Genomic DNA, 24,435 nt, shown 5'->3' on the forward strand with positions numbered 1-24,435 from the left:
GACCAACCTGGGCAATTGCGTCGACCGTTGCCGGCCAGGGACTCGACTCGCTTCAGACGCGGTGCTTTGATGTCGACGGGTTAGTGGGAGGAGATAGTGATTGATCTGCGGGTTCGACATCTAGTGAACGTCGACACCGCTGTGAGGAACGGGAAAACAACACCGGCCTTTGAGTTCATCTATAGCCACCCTTGTGTTTTGGTTGGCTTCTTCTTTGATAGTCGCGTTTCTAACGGCGAGACCAAGAACGTTGATCTGGACCGCGTGTGGGCTTTGATCGATACCGGTGCGGACGGCGTCTACGTCGACCAAAGCCTGATTGAAAAATATTCTTGTCCCATCGCCCAAGGCGGAGAGGCGATGACCGTCAACAATGAAGCCGGGTCCAAGGCGCACCGTGGTTCGATTTTCATAATCGAGACGGGACGAGCGCTCGATATGTGGGTAATAGGCCGAGATTTGAGAGGTTTGGGCTACCCATACCACATAATTTTGGGAAGAAGATTCCTTCAGTTTTGCGACCTGCGTTGGGACGGACCGAACCAAATGGTCCATTTCGCTGTTGGTGAAAACCCTTCAGCTTACTAGCCGTTGGGGCGTTGGGCCGTGCGCCAAGGTCTTTCATGTTCGCATAGTACGCATGTTTGAATGCTTCGGCGTTGCCGTCGGAGCTTTTCGGCTTATTTTATGGAGCAAGAAGGCCGTTCAACGCACCGTCTTTCAATACGATATCTGATGCTCCCGGTTCATCCGCCATCTTTAACGGCGTGCCCTAATCGAAAGCAATGACTTTGGTGAAGTTGATCTTCGCTGCTTGGTCTCTGTCGGGATTAAGTGTTGAGGAGGTCGCGCTCGCGCCGCAAAGCAGACCAATTACGCTCTACCACCTACGCCTAAGCACTTGCCGTCAGGGTAGAAATCTGGTCGGTGTCGTAGCGGTTCCGGAGCTCGGCGAGCGCCTTTGGATCCGGGGAGCCCTTTGCGGCGAGCCTCGCAAGCTCTTCGAAATAGTGCTCATGGCCGGGCGGCGAGACGGTCATCAGCACGCGGGCCGGTTTTTCGCCGACATTGGTGATGTTGTGCTGCACGCCGGGCGGAATGAACAGGAAGGTGCCAGGCGTCGCCCGGATCACCTGCGCGCCGACGTGCCAGACACATTCGCCGTCAAGCACATAGAAGGTTTCTTCCTGCACGCGATGGACATGCAGGCCGGTGGCGAAGCCGGCCGGTATGGTCCAGTCGAACATGCTCGTGTGCCTGGTATCCTCGCCGGTGACGAGGAACGCCATCGGCTGGCCACGCAGCATGACCCCTTTGTTCTCGTCGGGCATGCGGATGACAGGGGCGGCGCTCATTTGATCCTCCATCGGTTCGCTGCGTTTTCCCGCAGCCACCGGCGCAGAATGCCTCTACCCGGCCGGCCAGTCGTGAAGCCGTTGCGAAATCATTGCGAAAAGATTGCAAACGGTATCTCCTTCGGGAATGGCAACAAGCCTCGCCTTTGGCCCCTTTCGCATCGACGGCGAAGCCGGGATCCTGTTCCACGGCGACCAGCCGACGCCGCTCGGCCAACGGGCCGTCGCGCTGCTGGCGCTGCTTGTGGAACGCACGGGCAAGCCGGTTCCCAAGCAGGCGCTGATCGACGCCGCATGGCCGGGCCAAGCGATCGAGGACAGCAACCTGACGGTGCAGATCGCGGCGGCCAGGCGCATGCTGGAGAGCACGGCCGGCGGCGGAAGCTGGATCGAGACGCTGCCGCGGCACGGCTATCGTTATGTCGGGCCCGAAGTCGCGATCGGTGGTCTGGGCCCCGAGGCGGCAACGCTGACATGGCCCGGCAAGCCTTCGATCGCGGTTCTGCCGTTCTCGAACCTCAGCGGTGATCCGGAGCAGGACTATTTCGCCGACGGCATCGTCGACGACATCATCACCGGCCTGGCGCGCATCAACTGGCTGTTCGTCATCGCGCGCAACTCCTCCTTCACCTATAAGGGGCGCGCGGTGGACGTGAAGCAGGTCGGCCGCGAGCTCGGCGTCCGCTATGTGCTCGAAGGCAGCGTGCGCAGGGCCGGCGGCAGCGTGCGCGTGACCGGCCAGATGATCGACACCTCGACCGGCGCCCACATATGGGCCGAGCGCTTCGACCGCGCCTCCGCCGATATTTTCGCGCTCCAGGATGAGATCGCGCTGGCGGCTGTCGGCGCGATCGCGCCCAGCCTGCGGCGTGTCGAAATCGAGAGGGTGAGACGCAAGCGCCCCGACAGTCTCGATGCCTACGACCTCGTGCTGCGCGCCCAGCCGGACGTGGATTCCGGCATGCCCGAGCGGGTGACGCAGGCGCTTGTGCTGCTCGAACGCGCCATCGAACTCGAGCCGACCTATGCGCTTGCCCACGGCAACGCCGCCATGTGCCACCATTGCTTCTTCCTTCGCGCCGGCCTGCAGGAAGCCAATCGCGAGGCTTCGATACGCCACGCCCGCCTGGCCATCCTGCACGGACAGGACGACGCGTCGGCGCTAACCCTTGCGGGGTTTTCGATCGGCATGGATGGACATGACCGCAAGGCCGCCTTCACCGCCCTGGAAGCCGCGCTTGCCGTCAGCCCGTCATCCGCCCTGACCTATATTCTGGGGAGCGTCATCCTCGGCTGGAGCGGCGAAGCGGAGCAGGCCATCGAGTGGAGCGAGCGCGGGATGCGGCTCAGCCCCTTCGATCCATGGGCTTTCGCCGCCTTCGATGCCCAGGCGATGAGCCATCTGCTGCGCGGCCGCTATGACGAGGCCTGCCGTGCCGCATACAGGTCCGTTCAGGCCAACCCCGCCCACAGCATCACCTATGTGCAGTTGGCCGCCGCTTTGGCCAAGCTCGGCCGGCTGGATGAGGCGGCGGCGGCAGCGGCGCGGGTGCGTGAGCTGCACCCGACGTTTCGCTACGGTCGGCAGTTCGCGGCCGTGAACTGCGCCCCGGCGCTCGCGCACTGCCTCGGCGATGCGCTGCAGGCCGCCGGTCTGCCGCAATAGCGCGGCTCTCGGCCCCTTTACCGCACCACGCCCCTGCAAGCCCAGGCCACACTCGCGAACGACCGCGCTCCATCCGGCCGGCCGGCCTCGTAGGCATCGCGGACGGCACCCTCGATGCGCGTCCGCTCGGCTGGGTCGAGCGTCATCATGTATTTACCGAGCGGCCCTTCGCCGGCGCCGATCGGCGCCCAGTAGTCGTCGAAATCCCGGTAGTCCATGCGGATCATCAGCTCGGTTTCGGTGACTTCGGCCAGGTCCTGCTCGATAAAAGTCCGCTTCATTTCGCCGGGCTGCATCATCGGCTGGAAGCAATAGCGGCTGCGCATCTGGCGTCCGCCTTCGCTGAGCGCGGCCGCCGTGTCGATCATCATGCGCATGCCGGGCATGCCGCCGAGATGGTCCCACACGACGGCCGCGACCACGCCGCCCGGCCGCACCACGCGGCGCATTTCGGCCACTGCCTTGCCGGCCTCCGGCACGAAGTGGAGCACGAGCAGCGCCAGCGCGCGGTCGAACGCATTGTCGGCGAACGGCAGAGCGGTGGCGTCGCCCTGCTGGATCTCGATGCGCGGATCGCTGTTGCGCGCCTTCGCCGCCTCGACGAAGACAGGCGAAAAATCGATCGCCGCGATCGCCGAGAGGTCGGCGGATTTCGCCAGCTCGAAGGTCAGGCTGCCGGTGCCGCAGCCGACATCGAGGATCTTTTCGCCGGTGCCGAGCCCGGCGAAGTCGATGAATTTGGGCGCGAGCTTGCGGCTCCAGCGACCCATGAGCTGCTCATATCCGGATGCGTCATGAACGGTGAAACTTGAGGTCATCTCGCTCTCCCTGCGCCGAAGGGGCGAGGCTAGGCTAATTCCCGGAAAAGTGTGAGGCGGTTTTCCGTCCGCGGTCGCGCAACCTGCCTTCGACGAATGGCTAGTGCTTGGGCGTGGGCTCCACGCGGTTTAGCCCTCACTGGCGGGTCAACATCGCCCAGCTCCGCCTTTCGGTGGGTGCCTGGGCGGGCGAGGTCGCTTCGACCGCGCCGGTTCCCGGCCCGCCAGATCCGCGCCTCGCCAGCCCATTTAGCGTCCTGGCGCAACGGGGTGGCCGAACGCCCGGCTTCAGGGCCGCACGGCGGTCACTTCGATTTCGACCAGGAAGCCGGGGCCGGCAAGGCCCGCGACCTGCACCACCGAACGCGTCGGCAGGTTCGGCTGGTCCTTGGTGCCGAAAAACTTGGTGTAGCCTTTCATGAAGCCGGCAAAATCCATCTTGCCGCCCTTGGCGGGATCGCCGACCAGGAAGACTTGCATCTTGACGACGTCGCCCATCTTCAGGCCGAGATCGGCCAGCGTCTTGTCGATCGACTTCAGCACCGAGCCGGTCTGGGCCTCGGTGTCGCCATAGGCCGCGACCGTCGCCTTGTCGGCCTTCTCGTCGATGACCGACGGCACGGCGCCGCTGAGATAGACCGTGGTCTTGCCGGCCGGCACCTCGACGGCGCGCAGGATCGGAAAATCCGAATTCGGAACCTTGTGGCGAACGACGTCGTCGGCCAAGGCCGCGCCGGCGGCCAGCATTCCCGCCGCCAGCACGGTGGCCCCGATCCATGATTTCCCGATCGATGGTTTCATGACCCGTTTCCTTCTGTTCGGGAGGGCGGCGAGCGCCGGAATGCCCGCCGCGCGGTTTGCGTTGCCGCATGTGCGGTCGACATCCGCCAATCAGCGGACATCCTTCACGTCCTGCGCCGTCACGGCATCCTTGTAGTCGTTGCCGAAATGCGTCCTGACATAGTTGACCACGGCCGCGACCTGGTCGTCGCTCATCATCTGCCCCACCGGCGGCATGCCGTTTTGCCCGTGCAGGACGAGGCTTACGGGATAGCCGCCGGTCTCCAGGTTCTTGTTCTTGGCCAGCGCCGGATAGTGGCCGGCGCCGACCGCGCCTTGCCCCCTGTCCAGGTGGCAGGCGGCGCAGACATTGGCATAGAGCGCCGCGCCATCCTTTTCGGTGAAATTATCGCCCTGGCTGAATGTGACGCCGGCCGAATCGGCGAACGCGCCGGGGGCCGCGAACGCCATGGCGACGGCCATGGCGGCGATGAGACCGCTGGATCTTTTGAAGGAGCTGCTCATGATGGGATGCCTCGCGGGATACGGGGTGAACGAAGGGATCGGCATGGCCTCATCCCTGCATGACGCGCTGGTGCAGGCGGGTGATGGCGTTGAGCGAGGACAGGATCGCGCCCTCCTGCCAGGCGGGAATGTAGGAGGCATGCTCGCCGGCCAGCACGATGCGGCCGTCGATCTGGCACAGATTGTCGTAGTGCTCCTTGCGCGCCTCTTCAGTCCAGTCGCCCGCGCAGCCAAGCGTGAAGGGCGAGCGGTGCCATGCCCAGGAAACGCCGGTCTCGAACTCCTGCTTGTATTGCGGGTGGAGCTGCGCGCCGTATTCCACCGCCTTCTGCACGCGCTCCTGCGGGGTCATGGCGGTGAATTCGTAGGAGTTCGGTCCGTTCCATGTGTAGCAGCCGAGCAGCACGCCCTTGCCGCCGGCGTTGAAGCCGGTGCTGGGGTAGGAGATCTGCGAGATCGGCAGGTTGGTATAGCTGACTCCGCCGAAGATCGATTCGTCCTCCTCCCAGAAACGGCGCTTCATCTGCAGGCCGACCTTGACCGAGGACGCATAGGGCACCGCCCCGATCGCCGCCTGCATGGCGCCGCCGACCTGGATTTCGATCTGGCTGAGGATGGTGAGCGGAATGGTGCACACGCACCAGTCGGCGCTGGCTTCCTGAGCGGTGCCGGGGTTTCTCGCGTCTTCATAGGTCACCGTCACGCCCTTGTCGTTCTGGGCGATCTTGGTGACCTTGGCATTGTAGGTGATGAGGTCGCCGACCTGCTTGGCAAAGGCTTCGCCAATCCTGCCCATGCCGCCGACCGGCTGGAACATGGTGGTCTGGAATTCGTAGAGCGAGAAGTTGGCGAGGCTGCCCCACAGGCGCGAATTCAGCACGTCGGACGCGCCGATGACCTGACCCGCCGCCGGCTCGGCGCCGATGCCGCCGCCCGGCTCCTTCTCGTAGCCGCGGAATTCGGCGGTCGTGAGGCTGGATTTGTAGCTGTAGTCCTTGTCCAGCGCCCCCCAGGACTGCAGCGCCTCGAGCAGCACCTCCTGGTCCTCCTTGGAGACGAGCCCTTCCAGCTGGCCCTTCCTGGCCACCTTGGCCAGCAGCTCCGAAGTGTGGCCCTTGAAGTCCGTCTCGATCTCGCGCACACGCTTGGGCTTGCCGCCGAAGGCCTCCGTCGAGTGCAGCAGGGCGTTGTGGTTGGTCTGCTGGAACGGCTCCAGCGTCACCCCGAGCCTCCGGCAATAGGCCAGCAGCCCGTTGTGATGGTAGGGGATGCGCCAAGGGCCGGGATTGAGGTAGAGCCCCTCGTCGAACTCGCATTTCTGCGTGTAGCCGCCGAGTTCGGTAACGGTGTCGCCGCCGCGTATCGTCCAGTTGCGGCCGCCGGCGCGGGCATTGTATTCAAGGATCTTCACCTTGTAGCCGGCCTGGCGCAGTTCCAGCGCCGCCAGCATGCCGGCCAGGCCGGCGCCCAGGACGAGCACCGAAGCGCCCTTCGGGTCGCCTTCGAGCTTGATCGGTCCCTTGTAATCGGACTCTGCCGCCAGCCCCATGCTGGTCATGGCCTGGTACATTGCGGCGCTGCCCGCCGTGATGCCGATCATTTTGAGAAGGTCGCGCCGGCGCATGCCGGCAAGGGATTGTTCGAGCTGCATGTTCGTCTCCTCGATCAGCGGCACGCCGCGATCCGCCGCCTGTTGCCCCCGCAAGCTCGAGGCGAGCCCCGGTGGACGACGCAAGGCTATGCCTGCAATCCAGTCCGTTCAACCAACACGCCGCGCTTGGAACAAATGTCCTCGAACCTTGGCGCAATAGGGCTCTCGCGGCGTCGCTGGCCGGCATTTTTCACGCCTTCGCGGCCTCGGGGCCGGCGGCCCGACCGCTTGCTGTGCCAATTGAAAGGGCATGCCTGGCTGGCCCCGGCAGCGGGAAAGTCCGGCGGGAAAGTCCGTGGCCAGGCGGCGCTCGCGGCGCCGGTTTTCATCGCCCAAATGCTTGCCTTGTCGGCCTGTCGGTCAGCCTGCCACGGCCCTTACACTCTCCCTCTCCACCAGCGGACATTCCAGCTTGGTGATGGGATAGCGCCCCCGTCCCACCGTCGCTGGCGCTTCGAGCTGTTCGATCGCCCATTGGCCCATCGCCATATGCGGCAGGATCGAGGTGGTCAGCGGCGGGAACAGATGGCGGGCGATCTCCTCGTCGTCGTAGCCGACGACGGAGATGTCCTGCGGGATGTGCAGGCCGGCTTCCTTCAGCGCTTCGTAGCAGCCGATCGCGGTGCGGTCGTTCTGGCAGAAGATGGCGGTCGGGCGGTCCTTCAGCGCCAGGAGCTTGACGGTCGCGGCATAGCCGGCACTTGCCGACCAGTCGCCCTCGACCACCAGTTCGGGATCGAAGGGGATGTCGGCGGTGGCAAGCGCGCGGCGGTAACCTTTCAGGCGGTCCTGTGCCGCCTGCATCCAGGGCTCGCCGGTGATGGTGGCGATGCGGCGGTGGCCGTGGCTGATCAGGTGCCGGGTGGAGCTCTGGCCGCCGGCGATCTCGGAGGGCACCACGGCGGGGAAGGCATAATCCGACGTGTAGCAGTTGAGCAGGATCACCGGGATGTCGGGGCTGTAGAGGAAGTCGGGCGCCGTTATCTCGCGGGTGAAGATGGTCATGTAGATCAGTGCCGAAATGCCCCGCCTGGTCAGCGCCTCTATGGCGCGCGGCTCCATCACGGCGTCGCCCATGGTCTGCGCCACCAGAAGCACGTTGCCGGCGTTCCACGAGGCCTGGCGCGCGCCCTCGATGGCGACGACGGCTTCCGGGCTGGTGGCGAGCTGGTCGACCGCGAAGCCGATCACCCCGTCCAGCCCGTCGAAGGCGCTGGCCGGTGCCTTCAGCGCCGAAAAGGCCGGCGCACTGTAGCCCAGCGCGCGCGCCGCCTCGATCACCCGCTCGCGGGTCTGCCGCGACAGTTTTATGCCAGGCGAATTGTTGAGCACGAAGGAAACAGTCGCCTGCGAGCAGCCGGCGGCGCGCGCAATGTCGGTCATGGTGACCCGGCCCTTGGGCTTCACCGGCGCCTTGCGGCGCCTTGCCGTTGCGATATCAGTGGTCTCGCTCATGCTGTTCGTGTTCCCCGGCCTGTCCGGCCTGCCCGGCAACCATCAAGGCCGCGCCGGTTTATAGAAATATCGCGTGACTTATATCTATTAGCGGGCGGCCGGTCTACTGGCTAGGCGGCTCAGGTAGCCTAAATCACAGCATATGAGCCGATTATCCCTTTTGCGCCAAGCCATTGCGTTCTCGGCAAGCCCAACGGCGGCGCCGCCGGCGCGGTCGCCATCGTCCGCAACTAATACCGTTTACTAATATGAAAATGCGCTGTAACGTCGGTCCGTCGCGTTCGATTTCCCTGGGGCGCGGTGCATGCGAATGGCCCGATGGCAAGCGGATAGTACCCCGCGAAGCCTTGTCGCGGACATGTGATATGTCAGACAAATCGGACTATTTACGAACGGGGGATGAGTCTCTAAAGTCCGTCGCCGTGGCTGGAACGACGCCATCTTCAGTGCCGGGAACCCTTGAGGAGGAGGGCGTCCAAGCCGCGAACGGCAAATCAGACAAGTGCAGGATCGGCCGGTCCGACGACCGGCCAAAACGGGAGGTTGAACATGAAATCCTTGATACGCAATGCATCCGTGGCCACCGCGGCGCTGCTGCTCGGCCTGACGGCGAGCACGATCGCGCGCGCCGACGACAAGCCGACGCTGGCCTTCGTGGTCAACGGCGCTTCCGATTTCTGGAAGGCGGCCGAAGCCGGCGTCAAGAAGGCGCAGGGCGAACTGCCCGACTACAATCTCGAGCTGAAATATCCCGAGCAGTCCTCGGTCGCCATCCAGCAGCGGCTGATGGACGATCTGGTGACGGCCGGCGTCAAGGGCATCATGGTTTCGGCCGTCGATCCCAAGACCTCGACCGACGGGCTGAACAAGATCGCCTCGGAAACGGCGCTGTTCACCACCGACAGTGACGCTCCGCAGACCAAGCGCGTCGCCTATATCGGCTCGTCCAATGTCGATGCCGGCAAGCAGGCGGCCGAAATCGCCAAGAAGGCGATGCCGGACGGCGGCAAGTGCCTCGGCTTCGTCGGCCTGCTCGGCGCCGACAATGCCAAGGAGCGCATCCAGGGCATGAAGGATGGCCTCGCCGGCACCAAGATCGAGCTCGTCGACGTGCGCGGCGACGACATCGATCAGGCCCGCGCCAAGAAGAACGTCGAGGACGCGCTGGTCGCCAGCCCCGACGTCACCTGCATGGTCGGCTTCTACTCCTACAACACGCCGCGCATCTATGAAGCGCTGCGCGATGCCGGCAAGCTCGGCTCGATCACCGTCGTCGGATTCGACGACGATCCGATTACGCTGGGCGGCGTCAAGGAAGGCACCATTGCCGCCACCGTCGTGCAGCAGCCCTTCGAATGGGCCTATCAGGGCATGAAGCTGATGGCGTCCTATCTCAAGGGCGACAAGTCGGGCATCCCGGCCAACGGCCTCATCATCATCCCGACCAAGATCATCGGCAAGGATGACGTTGACGCCTACGCCGCCAATCTGAAGGCGATGGCTGGAAATTAAGACCGAAGGCAGTTCAGCCGGCTCAACGTCGCTTGGGCCGGCTGCTCTCGCATTGACGAAGCCTTCGAGGCCAGTCAGTCTGCCAAGAGGTCGGCCGCCAACGCTGTCAGGCATGATGAATTATTCCGACACATCCATCGCCGCGACTACCCCGTTCCTCAGCCTCGAGAACGTGCGCAAGACCTATCCGGGCGTCGTCGCGCTCGACGGCTTCTCGATGGAGGTCAGGCCGGGCGAGGTCATCGGCCTCGTCGGCGAAAACGGCGCCGGCAAATCCACCTTGATGAAGATCCTCGGCGGCGTGACGCGGCCCGACAGCGGCACCGTCACTGTCGACGGCACCGCCCATGACGGCCTGAGCGTCGAGGGCAGCCTTGGCTCCGGCATCGCCTTCGTCCACCAGGAACTCAACCTCTTCGAGAACCTCGATGTCGCAGCCAACATCTTCTTCGGCCGCGAACCGCTGCGCGCCGGGCCGCTCAAGCTCGTCGACCGCGCCAGGCTGCGCGCCATGGTGGCGCCGCTGTTGAAGCGCGTCGGCGCCAATTTCTCCGCCGACACGCCTGTCGCCGAACTGTCGCTCGCCCAGCAACAGATGGTCGAGATCGCAAAGGCGCTGTCGATCAAGGCAAGGCTGGTCATCCTCGACGAACCGACATCGAGCCTGCCGATCGCCGAGACCGACAAATTGCTCGACGTAATCAAGGCGTTGAAGGCGGACGGCATCAGCGTCATCTTCATTTCGCATCGCCTGCACGAGGTCGAGCGCGTCGCCGACCGCGTCGTCGTCCTGCGCGACGGCATGCTGGCCGGCACCTTGCCCAAGCGCGACATCAACCACGACCAGATGGTCAAGCTGATGATCGGCCGCATGCTGAAGGAGCGCGAGAAGGCTTCCGAGGCGGCCCGCGCCCCCGGCGCCGTCGCCCTGTCGGCCAAGGCCATCCGCACCCCGACCTATCCCGGCCGGCCGGTTGATCTCGACGTCAGGCGCGGTGAAATCCTCGGCCTTGCCGGCCTCGTCGGTTCCGGCCGCACCGAGCTGGCGCGGGTATTCTTCGGCATCGAAAGCAGCCTTGGCGGCGCGCTCGAGCTCGCCGGCAAGCCGCTCGCCCTGGGCTCGGCGGCCGATGCCGTCGCGCACGGCATCTTCCTGGTGCCGGAGGACCGCAAGCTGACCGGCATCCTGCTCGACCTGTCGATCGCCCAGAACATTTCGCTGCCCAACCTGCCGGCGCATGCCAAGCGCTCCTTGGTGTCGGCCAGCGCCGAAACGGCTACCGCCGAGAAGCAGAAAAAAGATCTCGGCATCAAGGCGCCTTCGGTGCAGACGCGCACCGGCACGCTGTCGGGCGGCAACCAGCAGAAGGTCGTGCTGGCCAAATGGCTGGCGATGAACCCCAAGGTGATGATCCTCGACGAGCCGACGCGCGGCATCGACATCGGCGCCAAGGCGGAGATCTACGCGCTGATGCGCGCGCTCGCCGACGCCGGCGTCGCCGTGCTGATGATCTCCAGCGACATGGAGGAGGTGATCGGCGTGTCCGACCGCATCGCCGTCATGCATGAGGGCCAGATCTCGGGCATTCTCGACAAGGACCAGTTCAGCCAGGAAAACGTGCTGCTGCTGGCGGTGGGCAAGCAGCCGAAATAATTCTGCCGCTGCGGCGGGATGGCCGCTCGGGCCGGCATTGGGGAGAAGACGATGAGCAAGAAAGATCTCGGCCTGCTGATCCTGATCCTGGTGGTCGGCGCCATCGTTGCCATCATCAACCCGCGCTTCCTGCTGCCGATCAACCTCGCCAACACCTCGAACCTGATCGGACTGTTCGGCATCCTGTCGATCGGCCAGGCTTTCGTCATCATCACCGGCGGCATCGAATTGTCGGTCGGCTCGCTGGTGGCGCTCTTGGGCACGCTGTTCATCGACTTCATCGCCGTGCGCGGCATGGAATGGCCGCTGGCTTTCGTACTCATCCTGGTGCTCGGCGCCATCATCGGCCTGGCGCATGGCTGGCTGATCACGCGGCTCAAATTGCAGCCCTTCGTGGTGACCTTGTGCGGCCTTTTGATCTATCGCGGCGTCGCCCGCTTCTACACCGCCGACGGCACCGCCGGCTTCGCCTTCGGCCAGAATTTCCCGGAGCTCGAATTCTTGACCGCCGGCCGCTCCTGGGGCGTGCCGAATTCCTTCTTCGCGCTGATCGTCATCGCCATCGTCATGTGGGTGGTGCTGCACCGCTCGGTGTTCGGCCGCTATCTCTACGCCATCGGCAAGAACGAGGAAGCGGCGAAATATTCCGGCATCCGCACCGGGCGCGTCGTCATGGCCGCCTATGTCATTTGCGGCGTGCTGACTGCGCTGTCGGCGATCTATTTCGCCATGTACACGCGCTCCATCTCGCCGGCCAGCCACGGCCAGTTCTACGAGCTCTACGCCATTGCCGCGGCCGTGCTCGGCGGCTTCTCGCTGCGCGGCGGCGAGGGCTCGCTGATCGGCGTCATCCTCGGCACCGTGCTGCTGCAGGAGCTGCAGAACCTCGTCAATCTGCTCGGCATCCCGTCCTCGCTCAATTTCGCGGTGATGGGCGGTGTCATCCTCATCGGCGTGCTGATCGACCAGCAATGGGGCGTGTTCCGCGCGCGGCGGCGCATGGTCGACGCCAGCCGCAAGAGCATCGCCGGGGCAGCGGCGGAATAATCAGGGCAAAAAGCCGCCGTCCGCCATGGCCGTCGAAAGATAACGCCGCGCCATTTCGCCCGACCCGCAATTCCGCTCGACTATTGTCGGCCGCATCTCTGCGGCCCCAAGTGACTTGGCTGCAAAACCGGGCGGCGCCCGGAAAGCGGTCTTGCGAGCTTCCATCCGGAGTGGAACGAAACCCGTATTTGGGCGTTGTTTAAAGCTTTTCTATTCGGAGGCGTTGTCATGGCCGCGAATCCGCTAAGCACCGCCAAGGTGGGAGGTCATCCCATCCATCCGATGCTCATTCCCTTTCCTGTTGCGTTCCTTGTCGGCGCGTTTGTCACCGACTTGATGTTCTGGGGCACTGCCGACGCCTTCTGGGCACGCGCGTCGATATGGCTGATTGGGGCGGCCATTGTCATGGCTCTCCTGGCGGCGATTGCCGGCTTCATCGATTTCCTGAGCGAGCCGCGCATCCGCGCCCTGACGGACGCCTGGTATCACATGGTCGGCAATTTGACCGCCGTCGTTCTGGCGCTGGTCAATTTCTATCTTCGCTACAGCCAAGGCGCCGAAGCGGCAGTTCGCCCATGGGGAGTGCTGCTTTCATTGATCGTTGTCTGCATCCTGCTGTTTACCGGCTGGAAAGGCTGGGAGATGGTGTACCGCCATCACGTCGCGGTTCTGGACGCGCCGACACAACCGTCGGCAACGTCGTCGGCCAGCACGCGTCGTGCCGATCACGACCGGCACGCGGCATAATTCAGGTCAGGCCGGCACCATCTGAAGATCAACACCTCAGGCAATCAGTCCCGACATATCGGAGAATGCCATCGCCTTGCGCAGCACCTGCGCGAAGCGCTCGCCTGCCGCCTCGCGCGAACCGCTGTTGTCGATCGTGGTGACATCGGGACCTGACAAGGTCACGGTAGCGCTGCGCGCCAGGCGTGCGAGCACCTCGCCGCGCGACTCGCGGCCACGCATCGCCAGCCGCTCGGCCAGCACATCGGGGGAAGCGGTGATCTCGACGATGGCAAGGTTGGCATAGCGTTCCCGCAAGGCAGGGATGGTCGCGCGCGATACATTGGCGACGGCGACATGGCCGTTGGCCACTGCCCAATCGACCTCGGCCGGCAGGCCGTAGCGCAGGCCGTGCGCTTCCCAGGAAACGGCGAAGGCGCCGTCGGCTTCGGCCTCGATGAAGGCGGCATCGGCGAGCGTGTCGTGATCCTCGCTTGCCGTGTCGCTCGGTCTGGTGATGACGCGGCGCACGAATTCCAGCCGCGTCTCCTCGGCGAAGAGCGCCTTGGCATGGCCGATGATCGTGTCCTTGCCGGCGCCGCTCGGGCCCACCACGGCAACAAAGACGCCGTCGCGTATCGGAAACGCCTCGGCCGACAGTTCACGCTCGATCAACGCCGACACCATCATGCGACCCGTCGCCCTTGCCGCCAGACCGTGCGCACCACCGGAACGTGGTCGTCGAGGCGCACGCGCACCAGGTCGGCCCGGCGGCCTTCTTCGATGACGCCGCGATCGGAAAGACCGACGGCCTCGGCCGGGTTCTTGGACACCATCGCCACCGCCTGCGGCAGGGAAATGCTATCGACGACGTCGCCGAGAAAGAAGGCGGACTGGATCAGGCTGAAGGGGATGTAGTCGGACGACAATATGTCGAGCAGCCCGTCGCTGGCCAGCATGCGCGCCGAGACGTTGCCAGAATGCGAGGCACCGCGCATGACGTTGGGTGCGCCCATCAGCACGCCGAGCCCGGCATCCTTCGAGGCTCTGGCGGCCTCCTCGGTGGTTGGGAATTCGGCAACGCGCACGCCTTGCTCGATGGCTTCGTCGACATGGCCCGTCGTCGCATCGTCATGGCTCGCAAGCACGATGCCGCGCTCGTGGCAGGCGGCGGCGATGAAGACGCGGTTCGGTCCCGAATTCCGTGCCGATTCGCCCATCCGCTTCTCGCAGAATTTCTGGAAATCGTGATCGGTCAGCTTCAGCTTGCGTTGGTAGTAGTAGGCGTAGGTTTCGAGGTTCACGAACTGGCGCTGACCCGGCGCATGGTCCATCAGCGAAGCGAGCTTCACCCGTTCGTCCGTCTCGAAATTGGCGAAGGCCCTGAGGCAATCCGGCGCCGAGACCTCGCAGCGCAGGTGGATGAAATGATCGGCCCGCAATCGATCCATCCGCACGCTGTCTTCGATCGCATCGGCGAGCTTGCGGATGTCGACGGCGTTGAGATCGGCATCCTCGTCCATGCCGACACGCAAGGCATCCAGCACGGTGGTGATGCCCGCGGTCGCCACTTGCGCGTCATGGGCGAGCACGGCGGCAATCGGGTTCCACCGCACCTTCGGCCGCGGCGCATAATGGCCTTCGAGATGATCAGTGTGAAGCTCGACCAGCCCCGGAATGATGAAATCGCCAGCCATGTCCTCGCCGGCGCGGACGGCGCCGGCGGATATGTCGGCGATCAGACCGTCACGCATCAGGAGCGAGCCGTCGATGATCTCGTCGGCAAGAACGATGCGGGCGTTGCTCAGAATGGTCTCGGCGGTCATTTCAGGCAGTCCTTGGTTTCTTCTGGCCTTTACGGCTTGTTGCTTCAGGCGGTTTTTCTGGCCGGACGGCGCCCGAGCGCGTGCTGGGAAAGCACCATGAACGGGGCGCCGGGTTCGGGCTCGATGAACAACGTCAACCCGTCCACAGGCACCGGCTGGCGCAGCACCTCGGCGAACAGGCCCTCGATTGCCAGGCGAAGACGAGGGCTTTCCTGTGGCCCGGCCCTGCCGGACAGCGTCATATGGAAGCGGAAGCTCTCGAAAACGTAAGGATAGCCCCATTGGCAGAGATTGCGGAATTCGCCCGGCTTCAGCGAGTCCGGGCTGCGCCGCTCGATCTCGGCCTCCGTCAACGGCGCGCGAAAGCGGTCGAAATCGCGCACCACATCATCGGCGAAGCGATTGAGCGGAGGCAATGGCGCCTCCGGCACCAGCGCGAAGAAACCGTCGATCTGGCTGACGACGAGACGCGGGATCGTCACAACCGGCATCGCCGCGGCAAAGGCGTCGAGCGCTGCGCGCAACGAGGTTTCTGTTTCATTGGCCGCTAACCGGAAAGGGGCTTTCAGCGTCGCATGAAAACCATAGCGCCGTGCCGATGCGGTGTGAAAGGCGACTTCCGCCGCCGACAAATCGCCCACCGCCTCGACCGGTCGCGTCGCGGCGCCGAACGGGTCACGGCCCAGCCAATTGGCGGCGATCCGCGCCAGCTTCTCGTCCTGCCGGGGGGTGAAATAGATGGCGTAGCGCATCGAAAATCCTCGTCAGCCCGTTGCCATAGGTGATTTCCATGACGGATTGACGAAGCTTTGAAGGGTTTTCGAAGGCAAATCGACCCCGCGGGTCCTTAGCCGACGATTTTTCCAAGCTGGACCAACAATTTCAGCCGAGACCCGGAACGGTCAGGCCTTCATCAGCCATTCGTGCTCGGGCGCATTGTGGAATTTCCACGTCCGCTTCGGGCCGGCCATGACGTTGAGGTAGTAGAGGTCATAGCCGTGGCAAGCCGCGCAGGGGTGATAGCCCTTGGGCACCAGCACGACGTCGCCGTCCTCGATCGCCATCGCCTCGTCCAGCTTGCGGGAGCCGTCCTTTTCGGCGTCGGTATAGACCCGCTGGAAGGCAAAGCCCTGCGTCGGGTTGAGGCGGTGATAATAGGTTTCCTCGAGATAGGATTCCTTAGGCAGATTGTCCTGGTCGTGCTTGTGCGGCGGATAGCTCGACGTATGGCCGCCGGGCGTGATGACCTCGACCACCAGCAGCGAATCGGCCGGTTTGCCCTCGGGCAGGATGTTGGTGACGTAGCGCGTATTGGTGCCCTTGCCGCGTACCTCCTGGCCGAGATCATCGGGTCCGATGACGCGAACCGGCAGGCCGCCGCCGAGGCCGGGCGCCGAGCACACCGCGAGTTCCAGTCCGGTATCAGCCGTCACCGACCACTCCGATCCCTGCGGCACATAAACCGACCATGGCTTGCCTTCGAAGGGCGACATGCGCTGTCCGAGCAGGCCGAGATCTTTGCCGCCGGCCGTGACCGTGCCCTTGCCGGTGACGAACACCAGGCAGATTTCGCGATCGTCCGTTGTCCCCGAAGCCGTTTGCCCTGATTCCAGCCGGTGCAGGTCGAACCCGACATAGGTCCAGCCTGCGCTTTGCGGGGTGACATGCGCGACGCGGCCGTGGCCCTTCCCGGCCTTGACGAGCAGTTTCGACATTGGGAGCTCTCCTATTCTATTGGTTGGCCAAGCCGGTCGTATGAAGGGGCCATCGCGAATGTCGAAGGTCGGCCACCCCCAAATTCGTCATCCTAGGGCGAAGCAGGAGCAAAGCTCCGTCGCGAAGACCCTAGGATCCATTCCGTGACCTCGACCAGGCGTTTCGGCCAATAGCCAACGTATGCAATCCGCCACGCACGCAGTCTCCGATCCACAGGATCGTCTCCAATCATTCCTTTGGTTCAGGGCCGGCCTTGGGTTCGCTAGTCTTCGGTCCGTCAGGCGTTGCCTTGCTCTCCTCGGCCGGCTTGTAGAGATAGAAAAACTGCCAGACGGCATAGCCGGCGAAGCCGAGCGCAATGACGCCCCAGAACGGCGTGCCGGAAGCGAATTCGATCACCGACCAGATCAGGCAGACGGCGACGACGGCGACGCGCCGCCAGAGCGGCCGGAAGAACGGGTGTTCATAATCTTTCATCGTGCCATCGAAGCTCAGCAAAACCTGTCTTCAGATAGACCGCGCGTGACGGTGAATCCAGTCCTCAGGCATTCGGGAAGCCCTGTGTCTCGACCGTGTAGCCGGCGGCCGTCATTACGCGCATCAGCTCCTTGTAGCCAACCTGCGCCATCTTGAGCGGCGGGTTCTTCTTCGGGTCCTGCTCGGCCTCGACCACGAACCAGCCTTCATAGCCATGATCGGCGAAACGCTGCACGATGGCGCCGAAATCCAGCGAGCCGTCGCCCGGCACGGTGAAGGCGCCAAGCGCCACCGCATCGAGGAAGGACTGCTTCGTGCGGTCGAGATTCTCGATCACGCCCATGCGCACGTCCTTCACATGCACATGGCTGATGCGCTTGTGGTGATTGTCGATGGCGCGCAGCACATCGCCGCCGGCAAACGCCAGATGGCCCGCATCGAGCAGCAGCGGAATGCCCGCTCCGGAATGGCGCATGAAGGCGTCGAGCTCCGGCTCGGTCTCAACCACCGCCGCCATGTGGTGATGATAGGAAAGCGGCATGCCTTGCTCGGCGCACCATTCGCCGAATTCGGTCAGGCGCCTGGCATAAGCCTTCATCTCGTCGCCCGAGAGTTTCGGCTTGGTGGCGAGCGGCTTCGAGCGGTCGCCCTGGATCGAGCGGCCGACCTCGCCATAGACGATGCAAGGCGCGTTCACCGCCTTGAACAGATCGATCATCGGCTGGATGCGATCCTTGTTCTTGCTCATCTCCTCATCGACCAGCGTGCCCGAGAACCAGCCACCGCACAGCGTGACGTCGGCCGCCTTCAGGATCGGCAGCATCACCTTAGGGTCGTTGGGAAAGCGCCGGCCCATCTCCATGCCGGTGAAGCCGGCCGAGCGCGACTGGCGCAGGCACTCCTCCAACGACACGTCGTCGCTGAGTTCCGCAAGATCGTCGTTCCACCACGCGATGGGGGACATGCCCAGTTTGGCTTTCAAGTCGTCACTCCGGTTAGAACGGTTCATTTTGTTTCGTCAGCGCCGCCCCTCATCCGCTTGCCGGCACCTTCTGCCCGTAAGACGGGGAGAAGGGAGAAGCTGCGACGTTGGCGACCCCTCTCCCGTTCTTCACGGGGACAGCGTTGGGGTGAGGGGCAGCGCCGAGATCAATCGCCGACGCTCTGCATCCGCCGTTTTTCATCATAGACCTTGCGCGCCGCGTTCACTTGGCTGCGCTCGGAGACTTCCGGCACCGCCACGTCCCACCAATGGCCGCCGGCATCGGTGGAAACCAGCGGATCGGTGTCGATGACCAGCACGGTGGTGCGGTCGTTCTTTTTCGATCGTTCCAGCGCATTCTCCAATCCCGCGATGGACGGCACTTTCTCGGCGATGGCCCCCATGCTCGCGGCGTGCGCGGCAAAATCGACGTCGGGCAGCACCTCGTGGCGCGCATCCTTCAGGAGATTGTTGAAGTTGGCGCCGCCGGTCGCCATCTGCAGCCGGTTGATGCAGCCGAACCCCCGGTTGTCGAGCAGCACGATGGTCAGCTTCAGGCCGAGCATCACCGAGGTAGCGATCTCGGAATTGAGCATCAGGTAGGAGCCGTCGCCGATCATGACGACGACCTCTTCCCCGGGCTTGGCCATCTTGGTGCCGAGCCCGCCGGCGATCTCGTAGCCCATGGTCGAGAAGCCGTATTCGGCGTGGTAGGAGCCGGGCGCGCCGGCCTGCCAGAGCTTGTGCAATTCGCCCGGCAGCCCGCCGGCGGCATTGAGCAGCGTCACGCCGGAGCCCATGGCGCGTTGCACGGCGCCGATCACCTGCGCGTCGGAAGGGTAGGCGGCATTGGTCGACGCCGTCACCTTGGCGGCTTCGGCCTGCCATTCTTTCTTGCCGGTTGCCGCATTGTCGGTCCAGGCGGATGGCGCTTTCCAGCCCTTCAGCGCGGCACCGAGTTCAGCCAAGCCTTCGGCCGCGTCGGCGACCAGCGGCGATGCCCGATGCTTGCCGGCATCGAAAGGCTGCACATTCAAGCCGATGATGGTCTTGCCCGAATTCTTGAACAGCGCCCAGGAGCCGGTGGTGAAGTCCTGCAGGCGCGTGCCGACGGCGAGCACGACATCGGCCTCTTCCGCCAGCCGGTTGGCGGCCGATGTGCCGGTGACGCCGACCGCCGCCATGTTGAGCGGATGATCGTCCGGCAGCGAGGATTTTCCGCCTTGCGTCTCGCAGACCGGAATGCCGGCGCCTTCGACGAATTTCGCCAGTTTGTCCGAGGCCTGCGAATAGAGCACGCCGCCGCCGGCGATCACCAGCGGCTTGCTGGCGCCCTTGAGCGCCGCGACTGCGGCCGCCAATTCAGCCCGATCCGGGCGCGGCCGGCGCTGGCGCCAGACCCGTTCGGCAAAGAAGCTCTCGGGATAGTCATAGGCCTCGGCCTGCACGTCCTGGCAGAGCGACAAGGTCACAGGCCCGCATTCGGCCGGGTCGGTCAGCACGGCCAAGGCGCGGTTGAGCGCCGGGATGATCTGCTCCGGCCGCGTGATGCGGTCGAAATAGCGCGACACCGGACGGAAGCAGTCATTGACCGTCGCCGTGCCGTCGGAAAAATCCTCGGCCTGCTGCAGCACCGGATCGGGAACGCGGTTGGCGAAGACGTCACCCGGCAGAAACAGGACAGGCAACCTGTTTACATGCGCAAGTGCCGCCGCCGTCACCATGTTGAGTGCGCCAGGCCCGATCGAGGAGGTGGCGGCCATGAAGCGGCGGCGGAAATTGGCCTTGCCATAGGCGATCGCCGCATGCGCCATCGCCTGTTCGTTGTGGGCGCGGAAAGTCGGCAGTTCGTCGCGCACCTGGTAGAGCGCCTCGCCGATGCCGGCGACGTTGCCGTGGCCGAAGATCGCCCAGACGCCGCCGAAGATCGGTACCTCTGCGCCATCGATTTCGGTCATCTGTTTGCTCAGGAAACGGGTCAGCGCCTGCGCCATCGTCAGGCGGATTGTCTTGCTCATTGGTTTCCTCCGCAGTCCCTGTGCCCGTGCCTTCTTATGCTGCTTTACGGCCGCGCGCCGCAAGCCATGCCTCGGTCAGCTGCTCGAAGCGCGATGCCATGTCGGCAATCGCTTCGTCGTCCGACATCCTGCCGGAAAGCCATTGTTCGGCGGCGTTGATGAAGATGGTGCGGCCGACCGCGAAACCCTTGACGATAGGCGCCTTGGCCGTCGCTGCGAAGGCGGCCTCCAATTCGTCCTGCGGGGCCTCCAGGCCGAGCAGCACGACGCCGCGGCACCAGGGATCGTTCTTCAGGATCACGGCCTCAATCTTCGTCCAGGCGCCTGCGGATGCCTGCGGTTCGAGCTTCCACCAATCCGGCTTGATACCGAGCGCATAGAGTTCTTCCAGCGCACGCGGGATGGTCGTGTCGTCGAGCTTGCCGTGCTTGCCGGCGATGATCTCGATGAGAAGTTCCCTCCCCACTTTCCGCGCGGCCTCGAACAGAGCGCGTAATTCCTGCTGCTGTTCCTCCTTCAGGTCCGGCGGATCGTCGGGATGATAGAAGCACAGGCATTTGATGCAGTGGTCGACAGGCCATTCGGTGAGCTGCGAGCCGATGTCCTGCGAGAACTCGAAACGCAGCGGCCGCGAGCCCGGCAGCTCCACCGGCCGCCCGAGCCAGGCAAAGGAATGCCTGGCGAATTCGAACATCGCCTCGCGGCCATGCTTTTCATCGATCAGCATGCCGTAGCCGTCGCGGCCGGCGGCGACCTTCGCCGCCGCCCTGACCGCCAGCACCTTGAAATCCTCGATGCGCGAGACATCGGCGCCGGCCTTGGCCACGACGTCCTCGAGCTGCACCCGGTGGTCGCAGGCGAACGCCATCAGGGAGGGGATGTCGCGCCGGCGCGTCGTCGCCCAATGGATGTGATTGATCGCCTCGTCCTTGCGCAAGGCCAGATGCCTGCTGCCGTGCTCGAGGAAGAACTGCAATTCCTCGAAGGTCGGATATTCCGGAGCGCACAACAGCCGCGACACGGCGAAGGCGCCGCAGGCATTGGCCCAGGTCGCCGCCGTGGCAAGGCCTTCGCCGCCGAGCCAGCCGCGCAGGAAGCCCGACATGAAGGCATCGCCGGCGCCAAGCACGTTGTAGATCTCGATCGGAAAACCCTTGCCGACGACGCCGTCCTCGAGATCGTCGCTGACAGGCCCGTCATAGACGATGCAGCCCATGGCGCCGCGCTTCAAGACGATGGTGGCCGGGGAGAGCGAACGGATCGTCTTCAGCGCGCTCAGGCAATCGTCGGCGCCCGAGGCGATCATGATCTCTTCCTCGGTACCCACGACGAGGTCGCAATCGGGCAGCACCGTCTTCAACTGCGCCGAGACGCGGTCGGACTTGACGTAGCGCTCAAAACCCTCGGCGTGGCCGGCCAGGCCCCAGAGGTTCGGCCGGTAGTCGATGTCGAACACGACCTTGCCGCCCTTGGCCTTCATGATGCGGATCGCTTTGCGCTGGGCGGCATCGCTGTTGGGGCGGGAAAAATGCGTGCCGGTGACGACGACCGCGCGAGCCGAGGAAATAAACGCCTCGTCGATGTCCTCCTCGGCCAGCGCCATGTCGGCGCAATCCGAGCGGTAGAAGATCATTGGCGAAACGCCTTCGCTCTCGACCGAAAGCAGCACCAGCGCGGTCAACCGCTCCTTGTCGGTCTTCAGCCCGTCGGTGTTGACGCCTTCGCGCTTCAATTGTTCACGGATGAAGCGGCCCATCTGCTCGTCACCGACCCGCGTCAGCAGCGCCGAACGCAGGCCGAGCCGCGCCGTGCCGACCGAGATATTGGCCGGGCAGCCGCCGACCGACTTGGCGAAGGAGGTGATGTCCTCCAGCCGCGAACCGATTTGCTGGCCGTAAAGATCGACGGAAGCGCGACCGATGGTGATGACGTCGAGCGCAGCGTATTTCGCGTCCACGGCTTCGCTCATTGGAACCTCCCGTCGGGCTTGTTGTGTTGGGTTACACGCGCGAGCGGCAGCGTGGCGCCAAAAATATGAAATAATAATTCCAATCCATAGTCAATATGGAATGAGTATTCCCTGATCTAAAATTGCCTTTTTGTCTTCCACTCAGGCCTTGCGCACTTTGCCGGTGTTGCGCCGCTTCTCGCCGACGCCGACCGTCAGCGCCATGGCCAGCGCCATCGTCGCCGACAGCGAGCGGAAGCCGGCGAAATCCGCCTCGGCAACCTCGAACCAGACGCTGGCGAACTGCGCAAGCGGTGAGAACGAGCTGTCGGTGATGGCGATGATCGGCACGCCCTGTTCCGAAATCGTGCGCGCCTCCTCGATCGTGGCCGGCGCATAAGGCGAGAAGGAAATGGCGACGACGGCATCCGCGGGCGTCGCAAAGCTGACCATCTCGGCGTTCAGGCCGGCGGCCGATTCGATCAGCTGGTTGCGGATCTTCAGCTTGCCCAGCGCATAGGCGATGTAGGACGCCACCGGATAGGAGCGCCGCTTGGCCAGCACATAGATAGTCTGCGCCTTGGCCAGCAGGGAAATCGCTTGTTCCAGATGGGCGTCGTCGAGCGTGCGCGAAATGTCGTTGAGCGAGGTGCTGGCGGCGGCGACGAAGCCGTCGAAGATCGCCCGGTGGCCGGCGCCGCCCTCGGCCTTGGCGCGCAGCGCCTGCAATCGTTCGTCATAGGAGGAGTTGCGCTCGCGCAGCCGTTCGCGAAACACTTGCTGCAGGCTGGTGAAGCCGTCGAAACCGAGCTGCTGGGCAAAGCGGATCAGCGTCGAAGGCTGCACGCCGGCCGAGGCGGCGATGCTGGCGGCGGTGCCGAAGGCGATGTCGTCGGGATTGTCGAGCGCATAGGCGGCGATCTGGGCGATGCGCTTGGGCAGGCTATCGCGCCGATCGAGGATCGTGGCGCGCAGCGTCTCGAAGTCGCGAGGTACCCGTTCGTCCATCGTCGGCCCGTCCAAGCTCATCGGTGAAGCGTCCTCTCTGCCCCATCATAGCGAGGCTGCGCAAGAACACCATAAAAAATGAGGCAGACATTCCATTCCGAACAAAAATGGACTAATTCATCCACGCAACGCTTGTGGCAGTGGAGGAACGGAAATGGTCGGCGTCGGTCTCATCGGCACGGGGTTCATGGGCAAGTGCCACGCCATCGCGTGGAGCGCCGTCGGCGCCGTCTTTCCGGACGTCACCAAGCCACGGCTTGTCCATCTCGGCGAGGTCAATGAGGATCTCGCCAGGCGCAAGGCCGGTGAGTTCGGTTTCGCCAGGGCGTCCGGCGACTGGCGCGCCGTAGTCAACGACCCCGAAGTGGACGTCGTCTCGCTGACCACGCCCAACCAGTTCCATCCGGAAATGGCGATCGCCATCCTCGAGGCCGGCAAGCATTTGTGGTGCGAAAAGCCGATGGCGCCGAGCTTCGCCGAAGCCGAGGCAATGGCGGCCGCGGCGATGAGATCCGGCAAGGTCGCGGCGCTCGGCTACAATTACATCCAGAGCCCGGCCATCCGCCATATCGGCGCGCTGCTCGACGAGAAGATCATCGGCGAGGTCAACCATCTGCGCATCGAGATGGACGAGGATTTCATGGCCGATCCCGAGGCGCTGTTCTTCTGGAAGCACGAGGCATCTTCCGGCTATGGCGCGCTCGATGATTTCGCCGTGCATCCGCTGTCGCTGGTGTCGGCCCTGTTCGGCCGCGTCGCCAGCGTCATCTGCGACATGGCCAAGCCCTATGCGGATCGCAAGCTGGCCGCCGGCGGCCGCCGCGCGGTCGAGACCTATGATATCGCGAGCGTGTTGATGCATCTGGAGAACGGCGTTGCCGGCACTTTGCAGGTCAACCGTTCGGCCTGGGGCCGCAAGGGCCGCATCGCCGTCCAGATCTTCGGCTCGAAGGGCTCGATCCTGTTCGACCAGGAGCGGATGAACGAGTTCCAACTCTACCTCACATCGGATCGCTCCACCGAACAGGGGTATCGCACCATCCTGGTGGCGCCGCAGCACAAGCCCTACGACCTGTTCGTGCCCGCGCCCGGGCATAGCCTCGGCTTCAACGATCTCAAGATCATCGAATGCCATGAACTGCTGACCCGGCTCGCCGGCAGACCGGCGCGGCTCATTGAATTCGACGAAGGTCTGGAGATCGAGCGCACCGTTCATGCGATGGCGCGATCGTTCGAGGAAAAGCGCTGGGTGGAGGTAAGGTAGAGTTCGC

General features: G+C 64.2%; 22 protein-coding genes. 7 read left to right on the forward strand and 15 right to left on the reverse strand.

Features of this window, described 5'->3' with window-relative positions; translation table 11 throughout:
- Positions 1–96: 96 nt before the first annotated feature.
- Positions 97–588, forward strand: coding sequence for a hypothetical protein (locus LB532_RS04575; protein ID WP_140643914.1), 492 nt, complete (start codon positions 97–99; stop codon positions 586–588).
- 305 nt (positions 589–893) lie between these two features.
- Here LB532_RS04575 and LB532_RS04580 read toward each other — a convergent pair whose 3' ends face one another.
- Positions 894–1,355, reverse strand: a complete 462-nt coding sequence (locus LB532_RS04580; protein WP_140643912.1) for a cupin domain-containing protein — start codon at positions 1,353–1,355, stop codon at positions 894–896.
- Between the two features lie 127 nt (positions 1,356–1,482).
- Here LB532_RS04580 and LB532_RS04585 point away from each other — a divergent pair, with 127 nt between their 5' ends.
- Complete coding sequence (locus LB532_RS04585) at positions 1,483–3,021, forward strand: winged helix-turn-helix domain-containing tetratricopeptide repeat protein (RefSeq protein WP_140643910.1); 1,539 nt, start codon at positions 1,483–1,485, stop codon at positions 3,019–3,021.
- A 17-nt stretch (positions 3,022–3,038) separates the two neighbouring features.
- Here the strand turns inward: LB532_RS04585 and LB532_RS04590 are convergent, their stop codons facing one another.
- The 5 genes from LB532_RS04590 to LB532_RS04610 form a co-directional block, all read right to left on the reverse strand.
- Positions 3,039–3,839, reverse strand: coding sequence for a class I SAM-dependent methyltransferase (locus tag LB532_RS04590; RefSeq protein ID WP_224556400.1), 801 nt, complete (start codon positions 3,837–3,839; stop codon positions 3,039–3,041).
- Positions 3,840–4,127: 288 nt separating this feature from the next.
- Positions 4,128–4,640: a RidA family protein gene (locus tag LB532_RS04595; protein ID WP_140643907.1), complete on the reverse strand. Its 513-nt coding sequence runs from the start codon at positions 4,638–4,640 to the stop codon at positions 4,128–4,130.
- Positions 4,641–4,730: 90 nt separating this feature from the next.
- Positions 4,731–5,144: a c-type cytochrome gene (locus tag LB532_RS04600; RefSeq protein WP_181169587.1), complete on the reverse strand. Its 414-nt coding sequence runs from the start codon at positions 5,142–5,144 to the stop codon at positions 4,731–4,733.
- 49 nt (positions 5,145–5,193) lie between these two features.
- Positions 5,194–6,795, reverse strand: a complete 1,602-nt coding sequence (locus tag LB532_RS04605) for a flavin monoamine oxidase family protein (RefSeq protein ID WP_224556401.1) — start codon at positions 6,793–6,795, stop codon at positions 5,194–5,196.
- 360 nt (positions 6,796–7,155) lie between these two features.
- On the reverse strand, positions 7,156–8,250 hold the full coding sequence (locus LB532_RS04610) for a LacI family DNA-binding transcriptional regulator (RefSeq protein WP_181169585.1): 1,095 nt from the start codon (positions 8,248–8,250) through the stop codon (positions 7,156–7,158).
- A gap of 549 nt (positions 8,251–8,799) precedes the next feature.
- Between LB532_RS04610 and LB532_RS04615 the strand changes: the two genes are divergently transcribed.
- From LB532_RS04615 to LB532_RS04630, 4 genes are all read left to right on the forward strand, one after another.
- Entirely contained in the window at positions 8,800–9,762 is a 963-nt protein-coding gene (locus LB532_RS04615; protein WP_140643905.1) for a sugar-binding protein, read from the forward strand.
- Between the two features lie 115 nt (positions 9,763–9,877).
- Entirely contained in the window at positions 9,878–11,416 is a 1,539-nt protein-coding gene (locus LB532_RS04620) for a sugar ABC transporter ATP-binding protein (protein WP_140643931.1), read from the forward strand.
- A 51-nt stretch (positions 11,417–11,467) separates the two neighbouring features.
- Positions 11,468–12,463 (forward strand): ABC transporter permease, encoded by a 996-nt coding sequence (locus LB532_RS04625; RefSeq protein WP_140517717.1) that lies wholly within the window; start codon positions 11,468–11,470, stop codon positions 12,461–12,463.
- Between the two features lie 228 nt (positions 12,464–12,691).
- A complete protein-coding gene (locus LB532_RS04630) occupies positions 12,692–13,210 on the forward strand; it encodes a DUF2231 domain-containing protein (RefSeq protein WP_140643903.1) in 519 nt (172 codons plus the stop codon).
- Between the two features lie 36 nt (positions 13,211–13,246).
- Here the strand turns inward: LB532_RS04630 and phnN are convergent, their stop codons facing one another.
- From phnN to LB532_RS04675, 9 genes are all read right to left on the reverse strand, one after another.
- Positions 13,247–13,879 (reverse strand): phosphonate metabolism protein/1,5-bisphosphokinase (PRPP-forming) PhnN, encoded by a 633-nt coding sequence (gene phnN / locus LB532_RS04635; RefSeq protein WP_181169583.1) that lies wholly within the window; start codon positions 13,877–13,879, stop codon positions 13,247–13,249.
- The gene (locus tag LB532_RS04640; protein WP_140643901.1) at positions 13,876–15,015 is read right to left on the reverse strand and encodes an alpha-D-ribose 1-methylphosphonate 5-triphosphate diphosphatase; all 1,140 of its coding nucleotides are present in this window, start codon (positions 15,013–15,015) and stop codon (positions 13,876–13,878) included. Before LB532_RS04640 ends, phnN begins: the two co-directional genes overlap by 4 nt.
- 44 nt (positions 15,016–15,059) lie before the next feature.
- Positions 15,060–15,767 carry a DUF1045 domain-containing protein gene (locus LB532_RS04645; protein ID WP_140643899.1) on the reverse strand — a complete coding sequence of 236 codons (708 nt, stop codon included), beginning with the start codon at positions 15,765–15,767 and terminating at the stop codon, positions 15,060–15,062.
- Positions 15,768–15,917: 150 nt separating this feature from the next.
- Positions 15,918–16,730 (reverse strand): 5-deoxy-glucuronate isomerase, encoded by an 813-nt coding sequence (iolB, locus tag LB532_RS04650; RefSeq protein WP_140643897.1) that lies wholly within the window; start codon positions 16,728–16,730, stop codon positions 15,918–15,920.
- 229 nt (positions 16,731–16,959) lie between these two features.
- Positions 16,960–17,208, reverse strand: coding sequence for a DUF3329 domain-containing protein (locus LB532_RS04655; RefSeq protein ID WP_140643895.1), 249 nt, complete (start codon positions 17,206–17,208; stop codon positions 16,960–16,962).
- Between the two features lie 64 nt (positions 17,209–17,272).
- Entirely contained in the window at positions 17,273–18,190 is a 918-nt protein-coding gene (gene iolE / locus LB532_RS04660) for a myo-inosose-2 dehydratase (RefSeq protein WP_140643893.1), read from the reverse strand.
- A gap of 167 nt (positions 18,191–18,357) precedes the next feature.
- Positions 18,358–20,208: a 3D-(3,5/4)-trihydroxycyclohexane-1,2-dione acylhydrolase (decyclizing) gene (iolD, locus tag LB532_RS04665; protein WP_140643891.1), complete on the reverse strand. Its 1,851-nt coding sequence runs from the start codon at positions 20,206–20,208 to the stop codon at positions 18,358–18,360.
- Positions 20,209–20,242: 34 nt separating this feature from the next.
- Positions 20,243–22,177: a bifunctional 5-dehydro-2-deoxygluconokinase/5-dehydro-2-deoxyphosphogluconate aldolase gene (locus tag LB532_RS04670; RefSeq protein WP_140643889.1), complete on the reverse strand. Its 1,935-nt coding sequence runs from the start codon at positions 22,175–22,177 to the stop codon at positions 20,243–20,245.
- A 141-nt stretch (positions 22,178–22,318) separates the two neighbouring features.
- Positions 22,319–23,164, reverse strand: a complete 846-nt coding sequence (locus tag LB532_RS04675) for a MurR/RpiR family transcriptional regulator (RefSeq protein WP_181169592.1) — start codon at positions 23,162–23,164, stop codon at positions 22,319–22,321.
- Positions 23,165–23,318: 154 nt separating this feature from the next.
- Here LB532_RS04675 and LB532_RS04680 point away from each other — a divergent pair, with 154 nt between their 5' ends.
- Entirely contained in the window at positions 23,319–24,428 is a 1,110-nt protein-coding gene (locus LB532_RS04680) for a Gfo/Idh/MocA family protein (RefSeq protein WP_140643886.1), read from the forward strand.
- Positions 24,429–24,435 lie beyond the last annotated feature (7 nt).

The sequence above is a fragment of the Mesorhizobium sp. ESP-6-2 genome (genome assembly GCF_020164675.1).
Lineage (GTDB): Bacteria > Pseudomonadota > Alphaproteobacteria > Rhizobiales > Rhizobiaceae > Mesorhizobium.